The organism is Marivirga atlantica (assembly GCF_016734805.1).
Classification (GTDB): domain Bacteria; phylum Bacteroidota; class Bacteroidia; order Cytophagales; family Cyclobacteriaceae; genus Marivirga; species Marivirga atlantica.
This window is the reverse complement of record NZ_JAERQG010000001.1, coordinates 29,120-53,991: the sequence shown is the minus strand read 5'-3', so window position 1 is coordinate 53,991 and position 24,872 is coordinate 29,120. Positions and strand designations below refer to the sequence as shown.

The 24,872-nt window shown below is 36.0% G+C and carries 20 protein-coding genes and 2 tRNA genes; 15 read left to right on the top strand and 7 right to left on the bottom strand.

The genetic code is table 11. From position 1 onward, the window contains the following. The first annotated feature begins 52 nt into the window (after positions 1–52). From JKP34_RS00250 to JKP34_RS00235, 4 genes are read left to right on the top strand one after another with little or no spacing between them, the layout of a single operon-like run. On the top strand, positions 53–2,083 hold the full coding sequence (locus JKP34_RS00250) for a cation:proton antiporter domain-containing protein (RefSeq protein WP_236664854.1): 2,031 nt from the start codon (positions 53–55) through the stop codon (positions 2,081–2,083). A gap of 40 nt (positions 2,084–2,123) precedes the next feature. Beyond that, entirely contained in the window at positions 2,124–3,332 is a 1,209-nt protein-coding gene (lysA, locus tag JKP34_RS00245; RefSeq protein ID WP_201916496.1) for a diaminopimelate decarboxylase, read from the top strand. Position 3,333: 1 nt separating this feature from the next. Beyond that, positions 3,334–4,134, top strand: coding sequence for a hypothetical protein (locus JKP34_RS00240; protein WP_201916494.1), 801 nt, complete (start codon positions 3,334–3,336; stop codon positions 4,132–4,134). Then, the gene (locus JKP34_RS00235; protein WP_201916492.1) at positions 4,131–5,177 is read left to right on the top strand and encodes a S41 family peptidase; all 1,047 of its coding nucleotides are present in this window, start codon (positions 4,131–4,133) and stop codon (positions 5,175–5,177) included. The genes JKP34_RS00240 and JKP34_RS00235 overlap by 4 nt, the downstream gene beginning before the upstream one ends. A gap of 472 nt (positions 5,178–5,649) precedes the next feature. On the opposite strand, the gene JKP34_RS00230 is transcribed toward JKP34_RS00235, so the two are convergent. Then, positions 5,650–7,428 carry a chloride channel protein gene (locus JKP34_RS00230; protein WP_201916490.1) on the bottom strand — a complete coding sequence of 593 codons (1,779 nt, stop codon included), beginning with the start codon at positions 7,426–7,428 and terminating at the stop codon, positions 5,650–5,652. 223 nt (positions 7,429–7,651) lie between these two features. On the opposite strand from JKP34_RS00230, the gene JKP34_RS00225 reads away from it, so the two are divergent. After that, the gene (locus JKP34_RS00225) at positions 7,652–7,879 is read left to right on the top strand and encodes a hypothetical protein (protein ID WP_201916488.1); all 228 of its coding nucleotides are present in this window, start codon (positions 7,652–7,654) and stop codon (positions 7,877–7,879) included. 292 nt (positions 7,880–8,171) lie between these two features. Here JKP34_RS00225 and JKP34_RS00220 read toward each other — a convergent pair whose 3' ends face one another. Continuing rightward, positions 8,172–8,525: a GIY-YIG nuclease family protein gene (locus JKP34_RS00220; RefSeq protein ID WP_236664853.1), complete on the bottom strand. Its 354-nt coding sequence runs from the start codon at positions 8,523–8,525 to the stop codon at positions 8,172–8,174. After that, positions 8,499–8,575 (bottom strand) — tRNA-Asn (locus JKP34_RS00215). Before JKP34_RS00215 ends, JKP34_RS00220 begins: the two co-directional genes overlap by 27 nt. Positions 8,576–8,854: 279 nt before the next feature. Here JKP34_RS00215 and JKP34_RS00210 point away from each other — a divergent pair. The 4 genes from JKP34_RS00210 to JKP34_RS00195 all read left to right on the top strand — a co-directional run bounded on the left by JKP34_RS00210 (position 8,855) and on the right by JKP34_RS00195 (position 13,120). After that, entirely contained in the window at positions 8,855–9,295 is a 441-nt protein-coding gene (locus JKP34_RS00210) for an Hsp20/alpha crystallin family protein (protein ID WP_201916484.1), read from the top strand. A gap of 116 nt (positions 9,296–9,411) precedes the next feature. Continuing rightward, positions 9,412–10,887, top strand: coding sequence for a Do family serine endopeptidase (locus JKP34_RS00205; protein ID WP_317193638.1), 1,476 nt, complete (start codon positions 9,412–9,414; stop codon positions 10,885–10,887). 156 nt (positions 10,888–11,043) lie between these two features. Further along, a complete protein-coding gene (gene amaB, locus JKP34_RS00200) occupies positions 11,044–12,594 on the top strand; it encodes an L-piperidine-6-carboxylate dehydrogenase (protein WP_201916482.1) in 1,551 nt (516 codons plus the stop codon). A gap of 118 nt (positions 12,595–12,712) precedes the next feature. Next, entirely contained in the window at positions 12,713–13,120 is a 408-nt protein-coding gene (locus tag JKP34_RS00195) for a response regulator (RefSeq protein ID WP_201916480.1), read from the top strand. A gap of 16 nt (positions 13,121–13,136) precedes the next feature. On the opposite strand, the gene JKP34_RS00190 is transcribed toward JKP34_RS00195, so the two are convergent. From JKP34_RS00190 to JKP34_RS00180, 3 genes are all read right to left on the bottom strand, one after another. After that, the gene (locus JKP34_RS00190; RefSeq protein WP_201916478.1) at positions 13,137–14,579 is read right to left on the bottom strand and encodes a hypothetical protein; all 1,443 of its coding nucleotides are present in this window, start codon (positions 14,577–14,579) and stop codon (positions 13,137–13,139) included. A 299-nt stretch (positions 14,580–14,878) separates the two neighbouring features. Then, positions 14,879–14,952: transfer RNA gene (locus JKP34_RS00185), tRNA-Ala, on the bottom strand. Positions 14,953–14,995: 43 nt separating this feature from the next. Further along, positions 14,996–15,493, bottom strand: a complete 498-nt coding sequence (locus JKP34_RS00180) for a C40 family peptidase (protein ID WP_201916476.1) — start codon at positions 15,491–15,493, stop codon at positions 14,996–14,998. A gap of 24 nt (positions 15,494–15,517) precedes the next feature. On the opposite strand from JKP34_RS00180, the gene JKP34_RS00175 reads away from it, so the two are divergent. From JKP34_RS00175 to asnB, 6 genes are all read left to right on the top strand, one after another. Beyond that, positions 15,518–16,930, top strand: coding sequence for an FAD-binding oxidoreductase (locus JKP34_RS00175; RefSeq protein ID WP_201916474.1), 1,413 nt, complete (start codon positions 15,518–15,520; stop codon positions 16,928–16,930). A 77-nt stretch (positions 16,931–17,007) separates the two neighbouring features. Continuing rightward, positions 17,008–17,688 (top strand): TetR/AcrR family transcriptional regulator, encoded by a 681-nt coding sequence (locus JKP34_RS00170; protein ID WP_201916472.1) that lies wholly within the window; start codon positions 17,008–17,010, stop codon positions 17,686–17,688. Further along, positions 17,688–19,415 carry a peptidase domain-containing ABC transporter gene (locus JKP34_RS00165; RefSeq protein ID WP_201916470.1) on the top strand — a complete coding sequence of 576 codons (1,728 nt, stop codon included), beginning with the start codon at positions 17,688–17,690 and terminating at the stop codon, positions 19,413–19,415. Before JKP34_RS00170 ends, JKP34_RS00165 begins: the two co-directional genes overlap by 1 nt. Beyond that, a complete protein-coding gene (locus JKP34_RS00160; RefSeq protein ID WP_201916468.1) occupies positions 19,408–20,772 on the top strand; it encodes an HlyD family secretion protein in 1,365 nt (454 codons plus the stop codon). Before JKP34_RS00165 ends, JKP34_RS00160 begins: the two co-directional genes overlap by 8 nt. Continuing rightward, positions 20,769–22,190 (top strand): TolC family protein, encoded by a 1,422-nt coding sequence (locus JKP34_RS00155; RefSeq protein WP_201916466.1) that lies wholly within the window; start codon positions 20,769–20,771, stop codon positions 22,188–22,190. Before JKP34_RS00160 ends, JKP34_RS00155 begins: the two co-directional genes overlap by 4 nt. A gap of 27 nt (positions 22,191–22,217) precedes the next feature. Then, on the top strand, positions 22,218–24,116 hold the full coding sequence (gene asnB, locus JKP34_RS00150; protein ID WP_201916464.1) for an asparagine synthase (glutamine-hydrolyzing): 1,899 nt from the start codon (positions 22,218–22,220) through the stop codon (positions 24,114–24,116). Positions 24,117–24,167: 51 nt separating this feature from the next. On the opposite strand, the gene JKP34_RS00145 is transcribed toward asnB, so the two are convergent. After that, positions 24,168–24,800: a peroxiredoxin gene (locus JKP34_RS00145; RefSeq protein ID WP_201916462.1), complete on the bottom strand. Its 633-nt coding sequence runs from the start codon at positions 24,798–24,800 to the stop codon at positions 24,168–24,170. Positions 24,801–24,872 lie beyond the last annotated feature (72 nt).

The window sequence follows — 24,872 nt, the reverse complement described above, 5'->3', positions numbered from 1 at the left end:
AACAATAGTGGCATATATATTTTAACTAAATTTGATTTCAATTGTAAAGCCTATGATCCTAGCCGCCAGCATGCAAATACCCATACTTACTGATATAGTGGTAATCCTCGGATTATCCATAGCAGTAATATTAATTTTTAGAAAACTGGGGGTGCCTTCCATTATTGGTTTTTTAATAACTGGAGTTATAGCCGGGCCTTATGCTTTTCAATTGATTGGCTCAACAGAGGGAGTTCAGGTGTTTGCTGAAATTGGCGTCATACTATTACTTTTTATCATAGGCATTGAATTTTCTATTAAAAGTCTGGCAGCTATTAAGAAGTCAGTTTTTATTGGGGGTAGCTTCCAGGTTTTTGTAACCATATTAGTGATGGCTTTACTAGGAATGGGAATAGGTCTCCCCTGGAATCAAGCTATATTTTTAGGCTTTATCTTTAGCTTAAGCAGTACAGCTATTGTGCTTAAGATATTGCAGGATAAGGGCGAAATGAGTACTCCCCATGGTAAAACAATTCTCGCCATTCTTATTTTTCAAGATATTATTGTAGTGCCGATGATGCTCTTCACACCACTATTAGCGGGCCAATCTACCAATATTTGGTTCGAGATTTTGATGATGTTTTTGAAGGCTGGCCTATTAATAGTTTTCGTATTAATAAGTGCAAGGTATTTAGTGCCTCGCTTATTTTATCAGATTGCGAAAACAAAAAGTAAAGAGCTTTTCATTATTGTTACTGTACTCATTTGTTTTTCAGTAGCTTGGTTAAGCGCTGAGTTAGGTTTGTCTTTAGCTTTAGGAGCCTTCTTGGCAGGCTTAATTATTTCCGAATCAGAGTATAGTCATCAAGCAGCAAGTAATATTCTGCCATTCCACGAGCTTTTTACAGCCTTTTTCTTTGTGTCAATAGGTATGTTGCTAGATATCTTTTTCGTGGCTGATCATTTGCTATTGATAGCGGGATTGACTGCGATAACCATTCTTATAAAGGGAGGTATTTCCACTTTTGCAGGATTTGTATTAGGATACCCTATCCGATCAGCAGTGAGAATTGGCTTTTCTTTATTCCAGGTAGGGGAGTTTGCCTTTATTTTAGCAACTGTGGGTATTACCTATGGACTGCTATCAGAGTCTATCAACCAGTATTTTTTATCTGTTTCTCTCTTTTCCATGGGACTTACCCCATTTTTCATCAAGTTATCTGAGGATGTGTCTGATAGACTCTCCAATAATAAATTGGCCACCAAATTTAGTAATCAGACCCAGAAAGTATTCTTTTCTTTCTCGGATAAAAATATGGATGTTGATAAAGCTGAACATCAATTAGAAAATCATATCATAATAATTGGCTTTGGCTTAAATGGACAAAATGTTGCAAAGGCCGCTAAGCATGCAGGCATACCTTATGTAATATGTGAATTAAATACAGACACGGTAAAGAATTACAAAAAACAAGGAGAGCCTATTATGTATGGTGATGCTGTGCAAGGTGAAATATTAAAAACGCTTCATGTCCAAAAAGCTAAAGTAGTAATGGTGGCTATTTCCGATAAGGATGCCACACAAAGTATTGTATCAAATGTTCGCCAGTTTAGTAGCACAGTACATGTAATTGTAAGAACTCGTTTTATTACTGAAGTAGAGCAGAATCTTCGTTTAGGTGCCGATGAGGTGATACCTGAAGAATTTGAAACTTCAGTAGAAATATTTACCAGGGTACTTAATCAATATTTTGTACCACAAAAAGTAATCAAAAGCTTTATTCGACAGCTCCGAGCTGATAATTATGAAATGTTCAGAGGGGTTATGAAAAGAAGCCCATTACAGAGATTAACTCAGGAATTCCCTAATTTGACTACGGCCTCATATCTTATAGAGAAAGATCATGATGATATAACTAAAAGGCCTGTAGGTATTACTAATGTGAGGCAAAAATTTGGCGTTACGGTGATTGGTATCAAGCGAGATAATAACGTTAATACACAAATAGGACCGGAAACCACACCTTTAATGGGGGATACCATATTTGTGTTTGGCAAACCCGAAGATTTAGAGCATTTTTATGAGAAAATAAGCATTCAATAAATAGCTCATTTTTAATAGAATATCAATTTAAATAATACCATTGGAAAATAAGCAATTAGTATCTCTTGCTAAACAGTACGGAACGCCATTATATGTATATGATGCAGATAAAATGGCTGAGCAGTACAATAGGTTAAATGACGCTTTTCATGGCGTAAACTTAAAAATAAAATATGCAGCCAAAGCATTAAGCAATATCTCTGTTTTAAAATGGATGAAACAGCAAGGTGCTGGCCTTGATGTAGTTTCTATTCAGGAGGCTCATCTGGGTATAAAGGCAGGATATGAGCCTAAAGATATATTGTATACTCCCAATTGTGTTTCAATTAATGAGATAATAGAAGCTGTTGATTTGGGTTTGATGATCAATATTGACAATATATCAATACTCGAGCAGTTTGGTCATAAATATAAAGATAGTGTCCCTTGCTGTGTAAGGTTAAATCCTCATATCATGGCTGGCGGAAATTCTAAAATTTCAACAGGTCATATCGACTCAAAATTCGGTATTTCCATTTTGCAGATGCGCCATTTATTGAGAGTTATCGACACCTATAATATAAATGTTGTAGGACTGCACATTCATACAGGTTCTGATATTCTTGATTCAGAAGTTTTTCTTCGTGGTACTGAAATAATTTTTGAAGCAGCCGAAGATTTTCCTGATTTAGAGTTTATTGATTTCGGAAGTGGTTTCAAGGTGGCTTACAGAGCTGGTGATGTAACCACAGATATAGAAAGCCTAGGGAAGGAGCTAAGTAAAAGATTTAAAGATTTTTGCATACAACGTGGTAAGGATTTGGAGTTGTGGTTTGAACCGGGAAAATTCCTTGTGAGTGAATCTGGTTATTTCCTTGCTTCAGTAAATGTGATCAAAACTACACCTGCAACGGTTTTCGTAGGTATTGATACAGGCATGAATCATTTATTGCGTCCTATGATGTATGATGCTTACCACTCAATAGAAAACATATCAAATCCTTCTTCTACAGAAAGGGTCTATACGGTGGTTGGCTATATTTGTGAAACAGACACCTTTGGTACGGATCGCAAGCTATCTGAAGTCAGGGAAAATGACATCATCGCTATTAAAAATGCAGGTGCTTATGGTTTCTCAATGGCATCAAACTATAATTCACGTTTTAGACCTGCTGAAGTATTGGTTCAAAATGGAAAGGATTACCTCATCAGAAAGAGAGAGGAAATGGATGATCTTTTAAAGAACCAAATACTTGTTGACTTTGAATAGTATGACCAAAATTTACTCATTGTTGTTCCTGACAGTCTTTGCTACACAAAATGTGAGTGCGCAGGACGATGATTTTCAGAAAAGAATATTCTTTACAACAGGAGTTGGTGGTTCTTATGTTAATGTAATTGATCAGGGTATTTCACCTCTTTTATACAGCGGAGTTGGTGGTGCTGCACAGTTCGGACATATTGAAGATAGGGAAAAAGGTTACTCTCAATCATACGGAAGATTCGATTTTAACTTACTTGATTCTGAAACAAGTGGTGCTACCATTTATTCTTATAAAGCCGAAGGTAGTTATCAGCATTACTTTAAAAGCTTGGGGAATGACGAAGGTAAATGGCGGTTTTATACAGGCTTCAGTACTCACTTTAAGTGGGTGTTGAGAGATCATACTTCTTTTACTAATAATAGCCAACATATAGAAACTCGCTTCTCTTTGGCACCATCTGCCATGCTCAGAAGACCTTTTGAATTATGGTCAAAAAGTTTTGAATTAGGTTTGTTTACACATTTACCTCTTATTACTTATGCAAATAGACCCCTTTTCGCCTCAACAAAATTCCCAGCACTTGTTAATAATGAAGATCCTGCCTGGTATGACTATTTAACCAATGGTAAAGTATATAGCTGGGGAAAGTATTTCAATATAAGGACACAAACTTATCTTAATTACTACTTTAAAAACGGAAATGGCCTAAAGCTCGATTATTATTGGTCATACGATTCCTTGAAAGATGTTAACCCTATTAAAACGGGCGAACACGCTATCATCATAAGCACCTTGTTTAAATTATGAAGTGTAATAAATTCTATATCATCCCTTTTTTGGTAATTTTATTAAGTGCTTGTGAACGTGCTTTTATTAAGGAAAACCCTGAACCAAATAATGCAGAGGTTTTTGATCACCTATGGGAAACGGTAGATCAAAAATATTCCTTCTTTGATGATAAAGATATAGATTGGGATAGGGCTAAATCTTTATATCGAGGTGATGCTGTAAGAGCAAGAAACTCTATTGAATTATTCAATGCCTTAGCCGATCTATTATTTGTGCTGGAAGATGGTCATGTTAATCTCTCGGCAGGTATAGATTTGTCTCGAAATTGGGAGTGGTACCTGGATTATCCGCCAAATTTTAATTGGGATATAATAGAACGAAACTACTTGCTTCCAAGTGAAGATTATCAGATTTCCGGTCCGCTGCACAATACTATTATTGATTCTGTAGGATATATATACTATGAAAGTTTTGGTAACTCTGTGTCTACATCTTTACTTGATTACATCATTTTAAAATTTGAGGAAGAACAAATCAATAGCTTAGAAGGGCCAGTCGCAGGTTTAATTATTGATATTAGAAATAATGGAGGTGGAAGTATCTCCAATGCTTTTACCATAGCCAATAGATTCGCTGGCGACAAAACAAAAGTGGCTGATTGGTTTTATAAAAATGGTCCTGCTCATGATGATTTTACTAAGGCTGAAGAGAAATTCATAGAGTTTGATGGGGACGAAGAGTATAAGTTTAACAAGCCTATCGTAGTACTTACAAATAGGAGTAGTTATTCATCCGCTAACTTCTTTGCAAGCATGATGAGTTTCATTCCTAATGTAACGCTTATGGGTGACCAAACCGGAGGTGGAGGTGGACTTCCCATCAACAATGAGCTGCCAAATGGATGGCGCGTTCGTTTCTCATCTACGCGCACTATTGATGCTCGGGGCAATAATATAGAGTTTGGTGTTGCTCCAGATGTCAAACTAGATCTCGATTCTGCCGATCTTCAGAACGGAAGAGATACTATGATTGAAGCTGCAATTGATTTAATTAAGAACTAGGTAAGTTTCAAATTGTACTATTCCTATAGAGTCTGATTTACTGTAATGCATTAAAGGTATTTGATTTCCTGAAAAGCTAGCTCCTATTTAATTTAATATACTTGGGTAAATAAGTGGTGAATCCTGCAATTCGTGATAATATTGAGGTAATGTTGTGTTAACTATTCAACAAAATAGCATTTTTGTTTAATGAAATACGAATAATGTATAACATTCTATTTTCTCTAAAGGACAGTTATAATTTTGAAATTCTTAAAGGCATTATTTGACAAAAATAAGATTCAAAAAATAAACCTCTTTTTTATCCACAAATAGAGAAAGTTATCCACATAATTTTAACTTAATGCTATAAGTTCTTGTAAATCAGTAATTTAAGTACTTAGTGTTTAAGTTGGTAATTGTGGACAAACCAAATTGATTTTGATCACTTCGTATTTTTAAAGTGGTGATAAACAGTAGTTTCTGTTTATTCTTATTCGATTTGCTGTCTTATAAGTTTCTTGCGGTAGGCATTAAAAATTCTTGATTTGCTCACGAAGCCTACGTACCTGCCTTCATCAATAACAGGTAAGTTCCACGCTCCTGTTTTTTCAAATTTTATCATAACAGCTTGCATGCTTTCTTTGCTGCTTACAAAAGTGGGCGGTTTGTGCATTAATGTTTCAATAATGATACTTTTCCGTGATTCAGTATCGAACATTATTTCTCTTATGTCATCCAATGTAATGATGCCCAGTAGCTCTTTATTGTCGTCTACAACGGGGAATATATTTCTCTTTGAATGCCTAACCAGATTAACCAGCTCACCTAAATTGGCTTTTGGGTTTATGGTGAGTAAGTCTGTTTCAACTATTTTATTGAGGTCTATAAGGCTTAATACTTGCCTGTCCTTGTCATGATAAATTAGATCGCCTTTCTCTATAAGGGGTTTGGTGTAAATCGAATACTTCTCAAAGTAAGAGATGGTGCTATATGATATGGCAGATACTATCATTAATGGTACGAATAAAGTATACCCACTAGTTATTTCTGCAATTAAGAATATGGCGGTCAATGGGGCGTGTAGAACTCCACTCAAAACGCCACTCATTCCTACCAATGTGAAGTTGCTGGTGCTGATCGGGTCTGTTAAGCCCATTAGATTTATCAGGTAGGCAAATAAGAAGCCTGTTATACCTCCGATGAATAACGAAGGTGCGAAGATTCCCCCGCTTCCACCAGAGCCAATAGTTAGAGCAGTAGCCGTAGGTTTAACTAAAATAACAGCAGCAGTAAATAGAATGAAAAAGACAATAGAATCAATTTCACCGAAAAACATACTGTTATTAAAAATCTGCTGGTGTTGTCCATTTAGCAATAGTTTAATGGTGTCGTAGCCCTCACCATATAATGGTGGTAAAATAAATATCAGAAATCCGAGCCCAATGCCACCAATTAGTGCTTTGCTAATATCTCCTTTTACATTGTGTAGAATAGATTCCACGTGATTGGTTACCCTGGTGAAATAAAGTGAAACTAAACCGGTGAAAATTCCTAAAAAGATATAGAATGGTGTTTCGCTGGCATGGAAAGTATCAGTAAGTGTAAAACTAAACAGTACATCATCGCCCAGTAAAGTAAGAGATACTAAAGCTCCACACACTGAGGCTATCAATAGCGGAATAAAGGAATTAATGGTTATTTCCGAAAGAATAACTTCTATGCTGAAAATTACACCTGCAATTGGAGAGTTAAATATTGCAGAAATAGCTCCTGCCGATCCGCAGCCAATGAGTAAAGTCCTTTTCTTATAGTTGAGGTGTACGAGTCTGCCAATGTTCGACCCAATAGCTGATCCTGTAACAACAATTGGTGCCTCCAGTCCAACTGAGCCTCCAAAGCCAACGGTAAGCGCACTAGTGAGCATCCGTGAAAAAGTTTTTGTACGTTTTACAATACTTGACTTTTTAGAAATACTGTAAAGGATATCGGTAATGCCATGTCCGAGTTTCTCCTTTAAAATATACTTGCTAAGAAGTACGGTTAGTAAAATACCAATAAGCGGATAACTAAGATAGAGGTAGTTTTCTATGTTCTCCTTGAAATTGTGAGTAAGATACTTCTGAATGATATGTACGGACTCCTTTAGAGTTACGGCTGCTAAACCTGCCACTATACCAATTATACCACTTATTATAATAGTGAAATTTTTGGTGCTAATGTGCTTAACCCGCCATATAAGAAACTTTAGAAGTAGCTCATTAAATCGCATGGCGCAAAGGTAATTATTCTCTGAATTTTGTGTAACAGATAGCTATTTCTTTTCAGATGAATGTGTTAAAAAGTGTATTGGGTACACTAAGTAATTTGATCTGTCGATAATTCTGCTTTCATCGGCTTTGGAGAGCTTGCCATCGATTTTCTTTTGATTTTTCACAACCATTTGTGCGTGTTGCTTGTCTCTTACGTTAGCTTTGTGAAATAACTAACATTTTATGGACAGGTATAAGATTGTTTTTGTGTGTAGGGAAACTCCGAACTCCATTGAAGGGCTGAAAGGCTTTTCAAAAGGAGAGTACTATGAAGGAAGATCATTCAATGGGCTCTATGAGGTAAATGCTAAGTGGGGTTCAGGTGCTGAGAGCAAATTAATAAGTAAAAAGTTATTCGATGATTATTTTGAGTTGATTGAAAATGAGAGTCTGGTAAAGACGCCAGCATAATTTCATTTACGATGTTGATGACAGAAAAAGGGAGTGCATTTTAATGTACTCCCTTTTTGTTTTAATGAGCCGCTTTATTTCATGTTTTAATAAGCAAATATCCAGCTGGATGATGTTGCTTGCTTTGATTCTAATCAGCAGTATGTCATGAATAGAATTTATTAAGCTTTTGTGAGGAATGAATGTTGACCCGGTCCATTTTGTAGAAATAAAAAAAAGCCATCAAATAGTAGACTTGATGGCTTTTTTGGCTCCTCTTCTTGTACCGATAGCTATCGGTACAAACCAAGGATTAATATCTGAGAAGGAGTTTTTCCTTCATTTCAGGGAATTGTTTTAAGTTTTGAATGTATTTTTTGCTTTTCATATGTTTGATATATCTTTCAATAGCAAGCGCGTGCTTTTTTGATGAGCATTCAATTGTTATGTAAACTTCCCAGTCATTTGCAGCTGCCGTGAATTTACCTTTTAGAGCCATTTGATGGTATTCTATTCTTTGATTCAAGTCGGCAGTATACCCTATATAGAATTTATTAAGCTTTTGTGAGAAAAGGATGTAGACGTAATGCATGTTGTGGAAATAAAAAAAAGCCATCAAATCGTAGACTTGATGGCTTTTTGGCTCCTCTTCTTGGGCTCGAACCAAGGACCCTCTGATTAACAGTCAGATGCTCTAACCAACTGAGCTAAAGAGGAATTTCCCTTTTGGGAATGCAAACATAGCAGGTGGTTTAATATTTTGCAAATACCTCACGAAAATATTTCAAAAAAAATCTCACTAAAAACACTATGTCCTCAGATGTCTATTAAAAAACATCTAAAAACGACATAATGACGGATTGTTTTTAGAATATTCCCCAAAATAAGACAATATGTCATCTTTTTATGTGTTGAAATCAATTTTTCACAAATGGTATACTTTTTACTATCTGTGATATAGAAATAGAAAAATTAAACCTTAAAAACATAAATATTATGACACTTATTAAATATAACCCAAGATTTACAGGAGCAGATGACAGAACATTTTCTAGCTTTATTGACAAGTTCTTTAATGACTCATTAAGAAATGTTCAGTCGGAACTTACTTCTTTCAATCCTCAAGCAGATATTGCTGAAACAAAGAAAGAATTCGAGATAGAATTGGCGGTTCCGGGAATGAAAAAGCAGGATTTCAAGATTGATATTGAAAACGACAGGCTTACAATTTCAGGAGAAAGAAAACAAATTGAAAAAACAGATGATAAGAACTACCACAGTGTAGAGACCTATTATGGTAACTTCAGCAAATCATTTTATCTTCCTGAAAACATAAAAGAAGATAAAATTGAGGCTTCTTATCAAGATGGTATTTTGAAAATTGTAATTCCTAAAGATGAGAAAAAGGAATTGGTGAAGACCATTCAAATCAAGTAATTGCAATTCATGTAAAAAGGGAGGTTTAAATGGCCTTCCTTTTTTATTTGAGAAATAATTTCTTCAACCCAGACGTTTTTGATGCGTAAATAATTTATTAACAAAATAGAATAAGCATGATGAATAAAAAGCAATTTATTTTAGGTGTGTTGCTAGCGTCACTCTTGAGTGCATCGTTGGTTGTTGGTGGGTTTATCTATTTTAACCCTACGCAGAATAGTAATAAGTCATTTGATGAAATACAGGGTAGTAATGCGAAATTCTCCAGTTATGTAAATACGGATGACTACAATGTGCCTGAAGGCATCAATTTTATCTATGCAGCTGAAAAGGTTACTAAAGGAGTTGTTCATATAAAGGCTGAAGTAAAACAAAACGTGCAAAGAAGTAGATCGCCATTTGAAGAATTTTTTAGAGAGTATCATGGAGGTTCTACATATCCAAAGGAAAGACAAGCACAATCTTCAGGCTCAGGTGTAATTATTTCACCGGATGGCTACATTGTTACCAATAATCATGTAGTTGAAAATGCTTCAAAAATTGAGGTGGTTTTATGGGATAACAGAGAATATTCTGCTGATGTAATTGGTACCGATCCTAACAGTGATGTAGCCTTAATTAAGATTGATGAAAATGATTTGAACTTTGTGGAATTCGGAAATTCTGATAATACGCAGATAGGAGAATGGGTTTTAGCTGTAGGTAATCCTTTTAATCTTACCTCTACTGTAACCGCTGGTATTGTTAGTGCAAAAGCCAGAAGTATCAATATATTAAGTGGCAGAAATCGATATGGTGTGGAATCATTTATTCAAACTGACGCAGCTGTTAACCCAGGAAATAGCGGTGGCGCATTGGTTAATCTTAAAGGTGAGTTGATTGGTGTAAATACAGCGATTGCAACACCTACAGGCAGTTATGCTGGTTATTCTTTTGCGGTCCCTTCAACTTTGGTTGAGAAAGTAGTAAATGATTTAAAAGAATATGGTATTGTTCAAAGGGCTATACTAGGAGTAAGTATTGTTGATGTGAATGATCCTAGATTACCGGAAGACATAAACTTAAATAATGGAGTATACGTATCGGGTTTGACTCCCGGAAGTGCGGCTGAGGAAGCTGGAATTCAAAAAGGAGATGTTATTGTTGAGATAGAAGGTACAGAGGTCAAAAATGTAGCAGAGCTGCAAGAGCTTGTAGCCAGAAACTCTCCTGGTGATAAAATTTCTGTTACTTATATAAGAGAAGGTAAAGAGCAAACAGTTAATGCCACATTAAAAAACCTTCAAAACAGTATGGAGATTGTAAAGGCTGATGAAGCAAAAATTTTGGATGGAGCCACTTTCCAAGATGTTTCTGAAGAAGATATGGAAGCCCTAAATATTGATGGTGGCGCCAAAGTAGTTGATGTACAAAAAGGAAAATGGCAAGAGATAGGTCTTAAAGAAGGATTTATCATCACAGCAATTGATAAAGTGAATATTGCGAATGCTGCCGAACTAATTAGAGTATTGCAAACCAAGCGTGGTGGAGTTTTGATTGAAGGCGTATATCCTGACGGCACAAAAGCTTACTTCGGGATGGGGGTGCAATAGTGCTAATTCTTTGAATATTAAAATTTTGAATTAAAAAAGGCAAGCTGTTAAAGCTTGCCTTTTCTTTTGAATCAGCTAAAAAAAACTCATTTTTGTGAAAATTTCTTTCACGACACCAAAAACTGGAAAAGTGAATAAAAATAAAAGAACTAATCTATGAGTATTAAACAACAGTACGGAATTACTGAAGCCCTTAAAACTTTGGGTATTACGGAATCTATTGGCGGTACCTCTACAGGTGGCGATTGGATGCTTTCTGATAACTTCATTGAAAGTGTTTCTCCGGTAGATGGGGAACTTATCGCTAAGGTATCAATAACTACTAAAGAACAATACGAGCAAACGATTGCCAAAGCTGAAGAGGCATTTGCCTTCTGGAGAGATCTGCCGGCTCCTAAAAGAGGAGAAGTAGTAAGACAGTTTGGGGTAAGACTTAGAGAACTTAAAGAACCTTTAGGTAAGCTTGTTTCTTATGAAATGGGTAAGTCTTTCCAAGAAGGACTAGGTGAAGTTCAGGAGATGATCGATATCTGTGATTTTGCTGTAGGTTTATCTCGCCAACTTCATGGTTTAACAATTAAGTCTGAAAGACCTGATCACCACATGCAGGAGCAGTGGCATCCATTAGGTATTACAGGAATTATATCAGCATTTAACTTCCCTGTTGCAGTTTGGAGTTGGAATACAGCTCTTGCCTGGGCGGCTGGTAATGTTTGTGTATGGAAGCCATCAGAAAAAACACCTCTTACAGGTGTAGCTTGTCAGAACCTTATTGCTGAAGTGCTTAAGGAGAATGATATGCCGGAAGGTATTTCTTGTGTGATCAATGGAGACTACACTGTTGGTGAATGGATGACCAACGATCAGCGAGTGCCGTTAATTTCTGCCACGGGTTCTATCAGAATGGGTAAAATTGTTGGGCAGACAGTGGCGGCAAGATTAGGTAAATCTATTCTTGAGCTTGGTGGTAACAATGCTATGATTGTAACACCAGATGCTGATCTTAAAATGACTTTAATAGGAGCTGTATTTGGTTCAGTTGGTACTGCTGCACAAAGATGTACTTCTACTAGAAGACTAATTGTTCATGAAGATATTTATGATGATTTAGTGGGTAAAATCAAGAATGCTTATTCACAAATTAAAATTGGTAACCCATTAGATGAGAATAATCATGTTGGTCCATTAATAGATAGCAAAGCTGTTGAAGCTTACCAAAATGCTATTGAAGAGGCTAAAAAAGAAGGCGGAAAGGTTTTAATTGAAGGTGGCGTTCTTTCTGGTGAAGGCTATGAAAGTGGTTGCTATGTGAAACCTGCACTTATTGAAGCTGACAACAGCTTTAAAATAGTTCAGGAAGAAACTTTTGCTCCAATCCTTTATGTGATGAAATATAGTGGAGGTGTTGAAAACGCTATTGCTTTACAAAATGGTGTTAAGCAAGGCTTATCTTCAGCTATTATGACAAATAATATGAGAGAAGCTCATTACTTCTTATCAGCAAAAGGTTCTGACTGCGGTATCGCTAATGTAAACATTGGTACTTCCGGAGCAGAAATAGGTGGCGCCTTTGGTGGTGAGAAAGAAACTGGCGGTGGCAGAGAGTCTGGTTCTGATGCCTGGAAAGCCTACATGAGAAGACAGACTAATACCTTAAACTATGGAACTTCGCTTCCATTAGCACAAGGTATTAAGTTCGATATCTAAATTTTTTACGAAATGCACCTGAATTTTCAGGTGCATTTTCTATATTTAAATTGCTAAATAGGAAATAATACTATTTATTTAACTTTAGTTTATAAAAAAAACTACTAACCATAATCATATGAGCGCATATCAATCTGTAATGTTAATTGACGACAATGAAATTGATAATCTTATCAATCAAAAAATGGTGGAGGCAGCTGGCTTGTCAAAATACATTTACACGCATACAGGAGCTAAAAGCGCTATAGAGTTCTTAAAAAATATAGAACAGCTTGAAAGTGGAGTAGTGGAAAGTGTACTACCAGATATTATCTTTCTTGATATTGATATGCCGTTAATGGATGGCTTTCAATTTCTTGAGGAGTTCAATAAATTAAAAGATACTACACGAACAAAGTGTAAAATTGTAATGCTTACCTCTTCCATCAATCCTCAAGACGTAAGCAAGTCTAAAAAATATGAGTCTGTTAAGAAATACCTTAACAAACCATTATCTCAGGAAAGTTTAAAAGAGCTTTCTATATAAAAAGCTCTTCTAAATTCTACTGAACCATTTTGGCAATTAGATGCTCATCCACCTTAATGAGCATTGTAGGGCTAAAGTGCTGATCTGGAGTGAGATTATTAAATTTCTGACCTAGTTCAGCAATCTTTTCTTCTTTGTTTCTTTTTGATTCACTTAAAGAGATCTTCATCATTTTATTCAAAAGCTGAATATTCATGCAATTATCCTTTCCGATAATTCTGATTTGCCTTTGAATACTATTAATAAGCTGATTAAATAACTCGTAATCTTTCTGTAGGCAATATTGAAGAGCCAACAACGTTTTTACTTCAAGTTGAGCATTTTGATACTTTTTAAGACTCACTTCATTAAGTAAATTATTCAACCAGCGTGATGCCTCATCATATTTTCCGTCATAATAGCAGCTCAAAGCCCTGTAGCAGATGTAGCTTATGTACTGTGGAATATCATCTTTATCCGGCTCATAATCCTGGAAGATTACGCTATTCTCTTCAGATAGCTTTTGTTTCTCAGCTAAACGCTGATTTCTCTTAATCTTGGTGATAAGAAATTGAGATGGATAAGTGTAAAGGCTGAAATTTGATAAAAAGGTAGAACAAGATTCATTCACCAGTTCAAAAAAGTCTTCCGACTTGCGATAAAGCTTGTAATGGTTATAGTATTCAAGCTTAAGAAACTCATAAACTAGCTTGAGATGAAAATAGATAGAATCAAGATTATACATCTCGAAAATTTCATCGGCCTTCGCTAAAATGTCTTCTATAGGTTCAAGCTCAATGTTCTCTTCATCTTCTTCAACAAAAAGCCTGTGGAAGATATTCAAACAGTTTTGATAAATATATAATCTGTGTGATTCATACAAGGCACAAACGTTGATCATTTCCTTGTTTAAAAGGATAAGTTCTAATCTGTTAGTATCATCTCCTGTTAATGAATAAGTACCAAATTTTATGAAATAGCTGCTTAATAAATCTTCGGCTTTGTCAACAGCAAGCATGTAAGCTACATGTCTGTTATATAGCTGGCTATATTCAAAATACTCATCAGTGTTTTGATGCAGCTTTTTAAGCGCTTTGTATACTATTGTTAATTCGTTAGAAAGGTCATAATCGATAAGCTCTTTTTCTAACTTTTTCAAAGTAGCAATGGCTATAGCTTTCTTTTTTGTAAAAAGAATTTCATTAATGTTGGCTACTTTTTTAAGAATATCTGTTCTTGGATTTTCCATCTGTTGAAGCAGATACTCTTCAATTTTTTGATTTAACCTGGACCTTAATGTGTAGTAAGCGTTTGTATTGACATCAAGCTCTGTCATTATTGCGTTATCGCTTGATGAACTCTCCCTCATTGATTTAAGAAGATAAGCAGATTTCTCTGCCCCGCCTTCCGCCAGCGAATCGTATATCGCTAGGTAGTCATTGTCAGAGAGTTGCATTATAATATTCTTAAGTTTAGCCATCGACTTAAATTTTACTACCCCTAATTAAGTGTTAATACAAATGAAAGATACTTATTTCGGGTAAATTCACATAAAAAAAATACATTTTTTAGATAAAACCTTACATGCTTGTTTAAAACTCATGATAAAGTCTTCAACTAAAATGTGTGATAAATCAATTGTTAGATAGTTATAATTTAAGACAGGAACTAATTGTTAGCCTATATTTAAAGTGATTTCCGACTATTAAATCAGAATTATCCACTTTAATTCAATTTGATTACAAATAAAAATAGCTACCCATTTCTGAGTAGCTATTGTGGAGCATATCGGAGTCGAACCGATGACCTCTACGCTGCCAGCGTAGCGCTCTAGCCAGCTGAGCTAATGCCCCTTTAATCAAATCGTGTCGGCAAAAGTATCAAAAAAATCTAATCTTAAAAATACCTTCTCGCTTTCCTGAACTTTTTTGTATAATAATCGGTGTGAATGTTGGCTTCTATCACGCCCAAACTGGAGGAAGCATGAATGAAACGTACGTTGTCAGGTCCCCTTACTTCAGTTACAAGCCCTACATGTGTGATCTTTCTTCTGCGCTTACCCATGGCAAAAAATACCAGATCACCTTCTTCGAGTTTATCGAATTTCACTTTTTTTCCTTCCTTACTTTGGTCTTTTGATACTCGGGGTATGTTTATGCCTGCTGATTGGAAACTTACAAATAATAAGCCTGAGCAATCCATTCCTGTTCTTTTGGTTCCTCCCCATTTGTAAGGAGTTCCTATATACGAACGAGCGGTACTTATTACAGCATCTATTTTTCTTTGACGAATTTTAGCTTTCTTTCCTCCGGCACATGCTGTAAGAATAGTAAGACACAGTATATAAAAAATTGCTCTAGCGGAATATAATTCTTTATTTTTGTGTTCTTGCATCTGATAAAGTCTAACGTAACATTTATGGAAACCATTGCAAATCAAAGCATTTTTGAAGAACTAATTGGCATAGTAGGGAAGGAAAATGCCTTTACTTTAGATGAGGACAAATTCAAATATTCACATGATGAAACTGAGGATTATTCATTTATGCCTGATTTGGTGGTGAAACCTGCTACCCCTGAGGAGGTAAGTGCTGTCATGAAAAAATGTAATGAACATTTGATTCCTGTTACGCCAAGAGGTGGAGGAACTGGTTTAAGTGGTGGAGCCTTACCTACTGAGAAAGGAGTAGTCATTAGTATGGAGCGCTTCAATAGAATTATAGAGATTGATGAATTGAATCTTCAAGCGACAGTAGAACCTGGAGTTATCACTGAAACTTTTCAGAATGCAGTAAAAGAAAAGGGTCTTTTTTATCCTCCTGACCCATCAAGCAAAGGCACATGTTTCTTAGGAGGCAACCTGGCAGAAAATTCCGGTGGACCTAAAGCCGTAAAATATGGTGTTACGAGAGATTATGTACTCAACATGGAAGTGGTACTCCCTACAGGAGAAATTATATGGACTGCCGCTAATGTTTTGAAAAATAGTACGGGTTATAATCTCACCCAACTCATGTGTGGGAGCGAAGGTACACTTGGCATCATTACTAAAATAGTTTTCAAGCTAAGGCCATATCCAAAAAAAGATGTCACCTTATTGGCACCTTTTACTTCAAACGAGGAGGCTTGTCGGGCCATAGCCGCTATTTTCAAATCAGGTGTTGCTCCTTCAGGAATGGAGTTTGTTGAACGCGAGGCTATTGAGCGCACGCAGAAATATTTGAAGGAAGAGATGGGTGAAAATGTAGTTGTTGATTTACCCGTTAATATTCAGGCCCATTTACTCATGGAGCTCGATGGTAATGATGATGAGGTTTTGATGCGTGATGCCGAAACTATACTTGAAGTCCTTGAAGATTTTGATACTGGAGAAGTACTCTTTGCAGATAACCAATCAAGAAAAGATGAGTTGTGGAAACTCAGGAGGAATGTAAGTCCGGCTGTAAACGCCTATTCTTTAACCAAAGCAGAAGATGTAGTGGTGCCAAGAGGTAACTTACCTGCTCTAATAGTAGCCATTAAGGAAATAGGTAAAAAATATGGTTTTAATTCTGTTTGTTATGGACATGCCGGTGATGGAAATCTCCACATCAATATTATGAAAGAGCAGCTTTCTGATGAATATTGGAATAATGAGGTGAATGAAGGTATCAAAGAAATATTCATAAAAGTAGTTGAATTAGGAGGTACCCTTTCTGGAGAACATGGAATTGGAATTGCCAAGAGACCTTATATGCCTCTTGCTATGCCTGAGATTAATCTTGAATTGATGAGGGGTATTAAAAAAGTTTTTGATCCTAATTCTATACTGAACCCCAAAAAAATATTTTGATCTAAGGTGTAACCTTTTGAGCTGTTTTAGGTTCATGAAAGTATTACTATTAATAATGCATGTACTGTTCTCCATAAATGGATATACTTTTATCAAAATTACGGCTAAAGATTAATCAGGATATTTTTTTAAAGGATCCTGAAACTACCGAACTAGGAAATCATATTCTGGAGTCAGGTTTAGAAATGATTGATCAACTGGGGTTAGAAAGTTTTACGTTCAAGAAATTAGCGGTACAGTTGCAAACTGCTGAGAGCTCTATTTACAGATATTTTGAGAATAAGCATAAGCTGTTAATCTATTTCACCAATTATTACTGGGCACTACTGGAGTATTTTGTGGTATTTAAAACAAATAATTTGATATCGGCAGACGATAAGTTGAGAATTGCCATAGATATTTTGTGTAATCCTACCCAATTGAATGATGAAGGTATAGCTCTCTCATTAAATAAGCTTAATCGAATTGTAATAGCAGAGTCTAGCAAATCATTTATGACTAAAGCTGTTGATTCTGAAAATAAAGCAGGGTTTTTTGAAGCTTATAAAAATATAACAAAAAGACTTAGCCAGATTATTACTGAAATAAATACTGACTATCCTTATGCAAAAACCTTAGCAAGTACTTGTATTGAAGGTATGCTTCACCAACAGTATTTTGCCCAACATATGCCGGCTTTAACTGACTTCAATAATTTTGATAAAAGCCAGAGAGCAGACATTTTCTATCAAATCATAAAAAATAATATCAACCACTAATGGCAGGAGAATCCACCGATAGGCCTTTTAAAAGATTTCTTGATCTGCTAAAACCAGAGAAGGATCTAATACTGATCATTTATATATATGGTATTTTTGCTGGTCTGATCAGTTTGACATTACCATTAGGTATTCAAGCCATTATAAATTTTATAATGGGGGGTGAAGTGAGTACTTCATGGATTCTGTTAGTAGTACTTGTAATCATAGGTATTATTTTGGCGGGTGTGCTTCAAGTAAAGCAATTGAGTATAACGGAGACCCTTCAGCAAAAGATTTTTGCAAAAGCATCATTCGAGTTTGCTTATAGAATACCTAGATTCAATTTGAGCCAGGTAAAAAACAAGTATTTGCCGGAGCTTATTAACAGATTTTTTGATACTGTTTCTGTACAAAAAGGGCTTTCCAAAATCTTGATTGATTTCTCAACAGGTGCTTTGCAAATTCTTTTCGGATTACTGGTACTCTCTTTTTATCATCCTTTTTTTATAGTATTCTCTTTCTTACTGGTCATACTGGTTTTTCTAATTGTGAGGTTTACCGTGCCTCGTGGATTAAGGACTAGTTTAGATGAGTCACATCATAAATATGAAACAGCTCATTGGCTGGAAGAGCTTGCCAGAAATGTAGAGACATTTAAGATGTCAGTAGATTCTGAATTGCCTTTAAAGGTTAATGATGACCATACCGAGAATTATCTTAAGTCAAGACAAAAGCACTTCGGTGTTTTGGTTTCACAGTTTTGGTTGATGATAGCCTTTAAAGCATTAGTTGCGGCAGGCTTACTTTTAATTGGTGGTATCTTGGTTTTTGAGCAACAAATGAACATTGGCCAGTTTGTAGCTGCTGAAATTATTATTATAAACATTATTAACTCTGTAGAGAAGCTAATAACCACTATTGAAACCATATATGATGTATTGACTTCAGTTGAAAAAATGGCTGCTGTTACTGATATTCCTCTCGAGGAATTTATGACAGGAAATAAGAAGATACAGGATGACGAGCCTATTTCAGTTCGTTTAAGCGGGTTGACTTTAAAGGATAATGACCACGTATTTCTCAAAAATTTAGATTTACATATTCGGCCAGGGGAGAAAGTTTGCTTAAGTGGACCATCCAATGCAGGGAAAACAATATTGCTTCAGTTTATTGCTGGGTGGTATTCCGAATATTCAGGTAATATCATGATTAATGATTTGCCTTTAAACGACTTAAACCTTACTGATTTAAGAAGAAATATAGGAGATTGTATGGCTACTGAAGGCTTATTTCAAGGAACCATTGAAGAAAATATTCAAATAGGTTCTCCTGAAAGTACCTTTAAGGAGATTCAAAGAGCCACTGAAATTTCAGGTTTATCTGAATATATGCGTAGCAATAACATTGGCTACCAAAAAATAATGTATCCTGGAGATAAAACTTTTCCAAAGCGTGCCAAACAGCAAATTCTTTGGTCAAGGGGTATAATAGGTAATAAGCAGCTAATTTTATGGGAAGATACTAGTGGTCAACTATCCCATAATGAAAAGCTGCATTTTGTAAATTATTTATTGGGTAAAGACCTGAAAGCTACGGTAATAGTGGTGAGTAATGATCTGTCAATCGTGCAGAAATGTGATAGGGCAATTGGTATGGAGAACGGAGAAATTATTCACGATGTTGATGCTGCAGATGTAAAAGATATTAGATGGTTCAGGTATAATTGTTTGATGAGAGATGCTTAATATTAGTCCATTCGGTATAAAAGACAAGGTTAATACAGATAAGTACCGCTCATTCGGTTTATTTGCAAAAAAGGAACCTTCCAAAAAGTTATCAAAACTTTTAGTGATAACTGCTGGCTCATTAATTCTGCTTTCATTTCTTCCATGGACTCAAAATATCAGAGGTTCAGGTTTTGTAACTGCATTAGATCCTTCTACCAGACCTCAAAATATAAATTCCTTGATTGATGGCCGGGTAGAAAAGTGGTACGTGCGTGAAGGTCAATATGTTGAAAAGGGGGATACCATTATATTCATTAGTGAGATAAAGGATAATTATTTCGATCCTAAGCTGATTGAGCGAACTGAAAACCAGCTTTCGGCTAAAAGACAATCGCTTGATTTTTACGATGAAAAGATTGATGCACTTGATACACAAATAGATGCCATTGAGCAAAATAGAAAGCTTAAGTTGGAGCAGGCACGAAACTATGTGAAACAAGCAAAGCTTAAAATTGCTGCAGATAGTATTGATTATGAAGCTGCTATTTTAAGCCTGGAAATTGCCGAAAGACAGCTGAACAGACAGCAGGAGTTATATGAAGAAGGCCTGAAATCACTAACTGATCTTGAAACCAAAAGAGTAAAACAGAGAGAGGCTCTTGCTAAAAAGATTAGTGCTGATAGTAAGTTATTAAGTAGTAGGAACGAGCTACTAAATGCCAAAATATCTCTTAACTCTGTTTACAACGAGTATACTGATAAGCTACAAAAAGCTCGCTCCGATCAGTTTGCTACACAATCGGCTTATCAGGAAGCCAGAGTAGAAGTTGAGAAGATGGAGAATCAACTTGCGAACTATCAGGTAAGGGTAGGATATTATTATGTGCGCGCACCTCAATCGGGTTATATTACGGAAGCTGTTACAACTGGTGTAGGTGAGAATATTAAAGCTGGAGATCCATTAATTACCATTATGCCTTCTGACATTACTTTTGCAGTTGAAATGTATATTCCACCAAGAGATATGCCTTTAATGCATGTTGGAGAAGAAGTGAGAATCATTTTTGATGGATGGCCTTCCATCGTTTTCTCGGGTTGGCCAATTATTAGCTATGGTACCTTTAGCGGAGAAGTGGTAGCTATTGATAGAATCATTAGTAAAAATGGAAAGTACAGAGTACTTGTAGCTCCTGCTGGGGAAGAAGGTAACTGGCCTGATGCCTTAAGAGTTGGTAGTGGAGCTAATGGTTTGGCATTACTTAATAACGTGCCTATCTGGTATGAAATCTGGAGACAAATCAATGGCTTTCCACCAAACTATTATCTCCCTGAAGGAAAGGAAGGAGACAGTATGAAAGCAGATAAAAAGAAATGAGAAAAGTAGTTTTCATATCATTTATCATAAGCCTTTTTTTATTTCCTGAGCAAATTAGGGCACAGGTGGCTGATTCTTCCTTCGTTTTAAAAGAGCAAGATTACCTTGAATTGGTATTAGCCAATCATCCTTTAGCTAAGAAAGCAGAGAACTTAGTAGAATATGGTGAGTTTTCAGTATTGGCTGCCAAGGGTGGTTTTGACCCTTATCTATTCTCCAAAAACAAACAGAAGTATTACGAAAATAAAAACTATTACCTGCTCAGTAATTCCGGAGTAAGCTTGCCAACACGCCTTGGTATATCTGTTCAAGCTGGTTACGATTGGAATGAGGGTGAGTATATCAATCCAGAAAATAATTTGCCTGAAACTGGACTGTGGTATGCAGGAATAAGCGTACCTGTTTTACAGGGTTTATTATTCGATGAAAACAGAGAAGCGCTTCAAAAGGCTTTTGTAGATAGAAAGTATTATGAAAATGAAGCACAGCTTTTACTGAACAATGTTTTGCTTGAAGCAAGTAATTATTATTGGACGTGGGTACAAAAGCAATATCAGAAAAGTATAATTGAAGAGGCTTATGCGTTTGCAGAGACCAATTTCAAAAACTACAAAACAGCTTACGAACAAGGCGATAAACCCGCTATTGATACTTTAGAAGCATATATTCAATTGCAGAACTTTTCTGTTCAGCGCCAACAGTTGTCAAATGAGCTTGAAAGTGCCCGCTTAACTCTTTTTACTTATTTATGGGAAGAATCGATTAGCCCTTTGGAAGAGCAAAGCTTGAGAGCACCTTCTTTCGAGAATATTTCTATTAATCATCTTGATAGTCTCAGAACTAATCTTCCTCTTTTTGTGGAGGATCATCCTGAGTTGAGAAAGTACGATTTAAAAATTAATAAGCTGCAAGTTGAAAACAGGATGAAAAGGGAGAAGCTTAAACCCAAGCTTGATTTATCTTACAACATTCTACAAACACCATCTACCAGTTTTAGTGAAATCCGTGGATTAGATAATTATAACTGGGGACTGAGTTTTAGTTTTCCTCTGTTTTTAAGATCAGAAAGAGGGGCCTTGAAAATGAACAATATTAAGCTGGAAAACACCAATTATGAATATCAGCAGAAGCGACTTTCAATAAAAAATAAGGCTCGTCAATACGAATTTGCTTTTAAGAACATTACTGATCAGCTGAATACTTATGAATCGGTTGTTACGCAATATAAGCGACTACTAAAAGCAGAACTTAGGAAATTTGAAATAGGTGAGAGTAGTATATTTTTGATCAACTACAGACAACAAAGTTTAGTAAGTGCTGAAATGAAGCTAATCGAACTGAAGGCTAAATACAATATGTATTACCGCCAATGGCTGCACAGCTTAGGTGCTAAGCCTGAATTGTGGATGGCTCAATAAGCCATAAATTTTACCTAAATTCGCGGCATGTGCGGAATTACCGGAATTTTTGCTTTCAATGAAATTGGCAGGTTTAACCTTCCCAATTTAAGCCGAGCTACTGAAGCTTTAGATCATCGAGGCCCTGATCATCAGAACATTTATGTTGATGAGTTTGTCGGCTTAGGTCACAGAAGACTATCCATCATAGATTTAAGTAATGCAGCCAATCAGCCCATGAGTGCTGAAAATGGTCGTTATCAATTAATTTTTAATGGAGAGATTTATAACTATCTGGAGCTAAAGAAAGAGCTTACAGCTTTTGGAATAAATTTCGATACAGAAAGTGATACAGAAGTATTATTGCAACTGTTAATTCACGAAGGGAAAGCAGCACTGAATAAGCTTAATGGTTTCTTTGCTTTTGCTTTTTATGACTTGCAAAAGGGAGAGATGTTGGTGGCAAGAGATCGTTTCGGTATTAAACCACTTTATTACTATGAGGATGAGGATAGGTTTCTTTTTGCTAGTGAAATGAAAAGTATTCTTCGATATGGTATAGCACCTCAAATTGATCATAATGCACTATACACCTACCTGCAGCTAAATTACTTACCAGCGCCAAAATCTATGATTAAAGGTGTTGAAAAATTAATGCCAGGCGAGCTGCTGATTGTTAAAAAGAAGCAGGTTGAGAAAGAAACATATTATAAGCTATCTGATACATTTACCGATCCTTTTAATGGTAATTATGATGATGCAAAAGCTGTTTTAAGAGAAAAACTTGAAGCTGCTGTTCAAAAGAGGTTAGTAGCCGATGTTCCTTTAGGAAGTTTTTTGAGTGGTGGAGTTGATTCTTCCATCATAGCTACTTTGGCTAAAAAGCATCATCATGATTTGCATACTTACTCCATAGGTTATTCAGATAACCCTTTCTTTGATGAAACAGAATATGCGGAAGCTGTAGCAAAAAAGATAGGAAGTAAGCATAAGGTATTTAGGCTTAGTATAAATGACCTGCAAAATTACTTACCGGAAATGCTCAGCCACTTTTCAGAGCCATTTGCTGACAGTTCGGCTTTGCCTGTTTATGCCCTGAGCAAACTTACAAGAGAGGAAGTTACGGTATCACTTTCAGGTGACGGAGCCGATGAGCTTTTTGGTGGTTATAACAAACATGCTGCGCTTTATAAATTATGGAATCAAGGGGCCAAGGAGAAGCTGGTGAGCAGTTTTGGTTCATTATGGAAGACATTACCACAATCGAGAAATAATCCCGTTGGTAATTTATTCCGACAGCTTCATAAGTTTTCAGAAGCTTCTCAGCTTGAAGTTGATGAACAATATTGGCTATTGGCTAGCTTGCAATCAGCTCAATCTGTCACCAATCTGTTGTCAGATAATGTATTAGATGCCATTGATTATGAAGCTTTCGATAGCTGGAAGCAAGATTCTCTGTCATCTATGAATACAAAGTCCATTAACAGCGCTTTACAGACCGATCAGTCATTAGTGCTGCAAGGAGATATGCTACCAAAGGTAGATTTAATGAGTATGGCACATGCATTAGAAGTGAGAGTCCCTTTCCTTGATCATGAGGTTGTAGCTTTTGCTAATAGTTTACCTGATAACTTCAAAGTAAACGGTAAAATGAAAAAGCGAATCCTTCAGGATGCTTTTAGGGAAGAATTACCTTCGAAAATTTATAACCGACCAAAACATGGCTTTGAGGTTCCGTTATTGGGCTGGATGCAAAAAGAATTGAAAGCTGATATTCAACATAAATGGTTGGCCGATGACTACATTGAAAGCCAGGATATATTTGATGTAGCAGGTGTTAAAAAGCTGAAGCTGAAGTTATTTTCAAATAATCCGGGAGATAGCCATGCGCATGTTTGGGCACTTATCTGCTTTCAGGAGTGGTATTCGAACTATATTGAGAGTTAATGAATAAAAGTATAGGGCGCTGTTGTAGCACCCTATATATGTATTTTACTACTACTCAGGTTGAGGTGTAGTTCTCAGGTATGGCTTTATCACCTTATGTCCTTTCGGGAATTTAGCGGGAATATCCTCATCCTTAATGGAAGGTGAAATTACCACATCCTGTCCTTGTACCCAGTCGGCAGGTGTGGCTACACTATGCTTCGCTGTTAGCTGTAAAGAATCAATCACCCTTAGTATTTCAGCAAAATTCCTCCCAGTACTAGCCGGATACGTCAAGCTCGCTTTAATTTTTTTATCAGGGCCGATAAAGAATACTGAACGTACTGTTGCATTAGCATCGGCATTCTCATGTATCATATCGTAAAGCTTGGCAACTACTCTTTCCGGATCAGCAATAATTGGAAAGTTTACAGTAGTGTTTTGAGTTTCATTGATGTCTTTAATCCAGCCCTGATGCTCAGCTAAAGTATCAATACTAACAGCCAATACTTTCGTATTACGTTTATCAAATTCTGGTTTCAATTGGGCAGTTCTTCCTAATTCGGTAGTACAGACAGGTGTATAATCGTTTGGATGTGAATATAGAATACCCCAACTATCACCTAACCATTCGTGAAAATCTATTTTACCTTCAGTAGTTTCTACCTGAAAGTTTGGTGCGTTATCTCCAATTTTTAAGCTCATAATATTTTAAGTTTAATTATATGCTTGATAACTCCTTACAAAGAAACAGGTTGTTATTTGGCAATAGATATT

Excerpts from the sequence above, each read along its gene's own strand:
- JKP34_RS00250 (WP_236664854.1), top strand. The coding sequence starts at position 53 with ATGATCCTAGCCGCCAGCATGCAAATACCCATACTTACTGATATAGTG.
- JKP34_RS00240 (WP_201916494.1), top strand. The coding sequence starts at position 3,334 with ATGACCAAAATTTACTCATTGTTGTTCCTGACAGTCTTTGCTACACAA.
- JKP34_RS00235 (WP_201916492.1), top strand. The coding sequence starts at position 4,131 with ATGAAGTGTAATAAATTCTATATCATCCCTTTTTTGGTAATTTTATTA.
- JKP34_RS00230 (WP_201916490.1), bottom strand. The coding sequence starts at position 7,428 with ATGCGATTTAATGAGCTACTTCTAAAGTTTCTTATATGGCGGGTTAAG.
- JKP34_RS00225 (WP_201916488.1), top strand. The coding sequence starts at position 7,652 with ATGGACAGGTATAAGATTGTTTTTGTGTGTAGGGAAACTCCGAACTCC.
- JKP34_RS00210 (WP_201916484.1), top strand. The coding sequence starts at position 8,855 with ATGACACTTATTAAATATAACCCAAGATTTACAGGAGCAGATGACAGA.
- JKP34_RS00205 (WP_317193638.1), top strand. The coding sequence starts at position 9,412 with ATGATGAATAAAAAGCAATTTATTTTAGGTGTGTTGCTAGCGTCACTC.
- amaB (WP_201916482.1), top strand. The coding sequence starts at position 11,044 with ATGAGTATTAAACAACAGTACGGAATTACTGAAGCCCTTAAAACTTTG.
- JKP34_RS00195 (WP_201916480.1), top strand. The coding sequence starts at position 12,713 with ATGAGCGCATATCAATCTGTAATGTTAATTGACGACAATGAAATTGAT.
- JKP34_RS00190 (WP_201916478.1), bottom strand. The coding sequence starts at position 14,579 with ATGGCTAAACTTAAGAATATTATAATGCAACTCTCTGACAATGACTAC.
- JKP34_RS00180 (WP_201916476.1), bottom strand. The coding sequence starts at position 15,493 with ATGCAAGAACACAAAAATAAAGAATTATATTCCGCTAGAGCAATTTTT.
- JKP34_RS00175 (WP_201916474.1), top strand. The coding sequence starts at position 15,518 with ATGGAAACCATTGCAAATCAAAGCATTTTTGAAGAACTAATTGGCATA.
- JKP34_RS00170 (WP_201916472.1), top strand. The coding sequence starts at position 17,008 with ATGGATATACTTTTATCAAAATTACGGCTAAAGATTAATCAGGATATT.
- JKP34_RS00165 (WP_201916470.1), top strand. The coding sequence starts at position 17,688 with ATGGCAGGAGAATCCACCGATAGGCCTTTTAAAAGATTTCTTGATCTG.
- JKP34_RS00160 (WP_201916468.1), top strand. The coding sequence starts at position 19,408 with ATGCTTAATATTAGTCCATTCGGTATAAAAGACAAGGTTAATACAGAT.
- JKP34_RS00155 (WP_201916466.1), top strand. The coding sequence starts at position 20,769 with ATGAGAAAAGTAGTTTTCATATCATTTATCATAAGCCTTTTTTTATTT.
- asnB (WP_201916464.1), top strand. The coding sequence starts at position 22,218 with ATGTGCGGAATTACCGGAATTTTTGCTTTCAATGAAATTGGCAGGTTT.
- JKP34_RS00145 (WP_201916462.1), bottom strand. The coding sequence starts at position 24,800 with ATGAGCTTAAAAATTGGAGATAACGCACCAAACTTTCAGGTAGAAACT.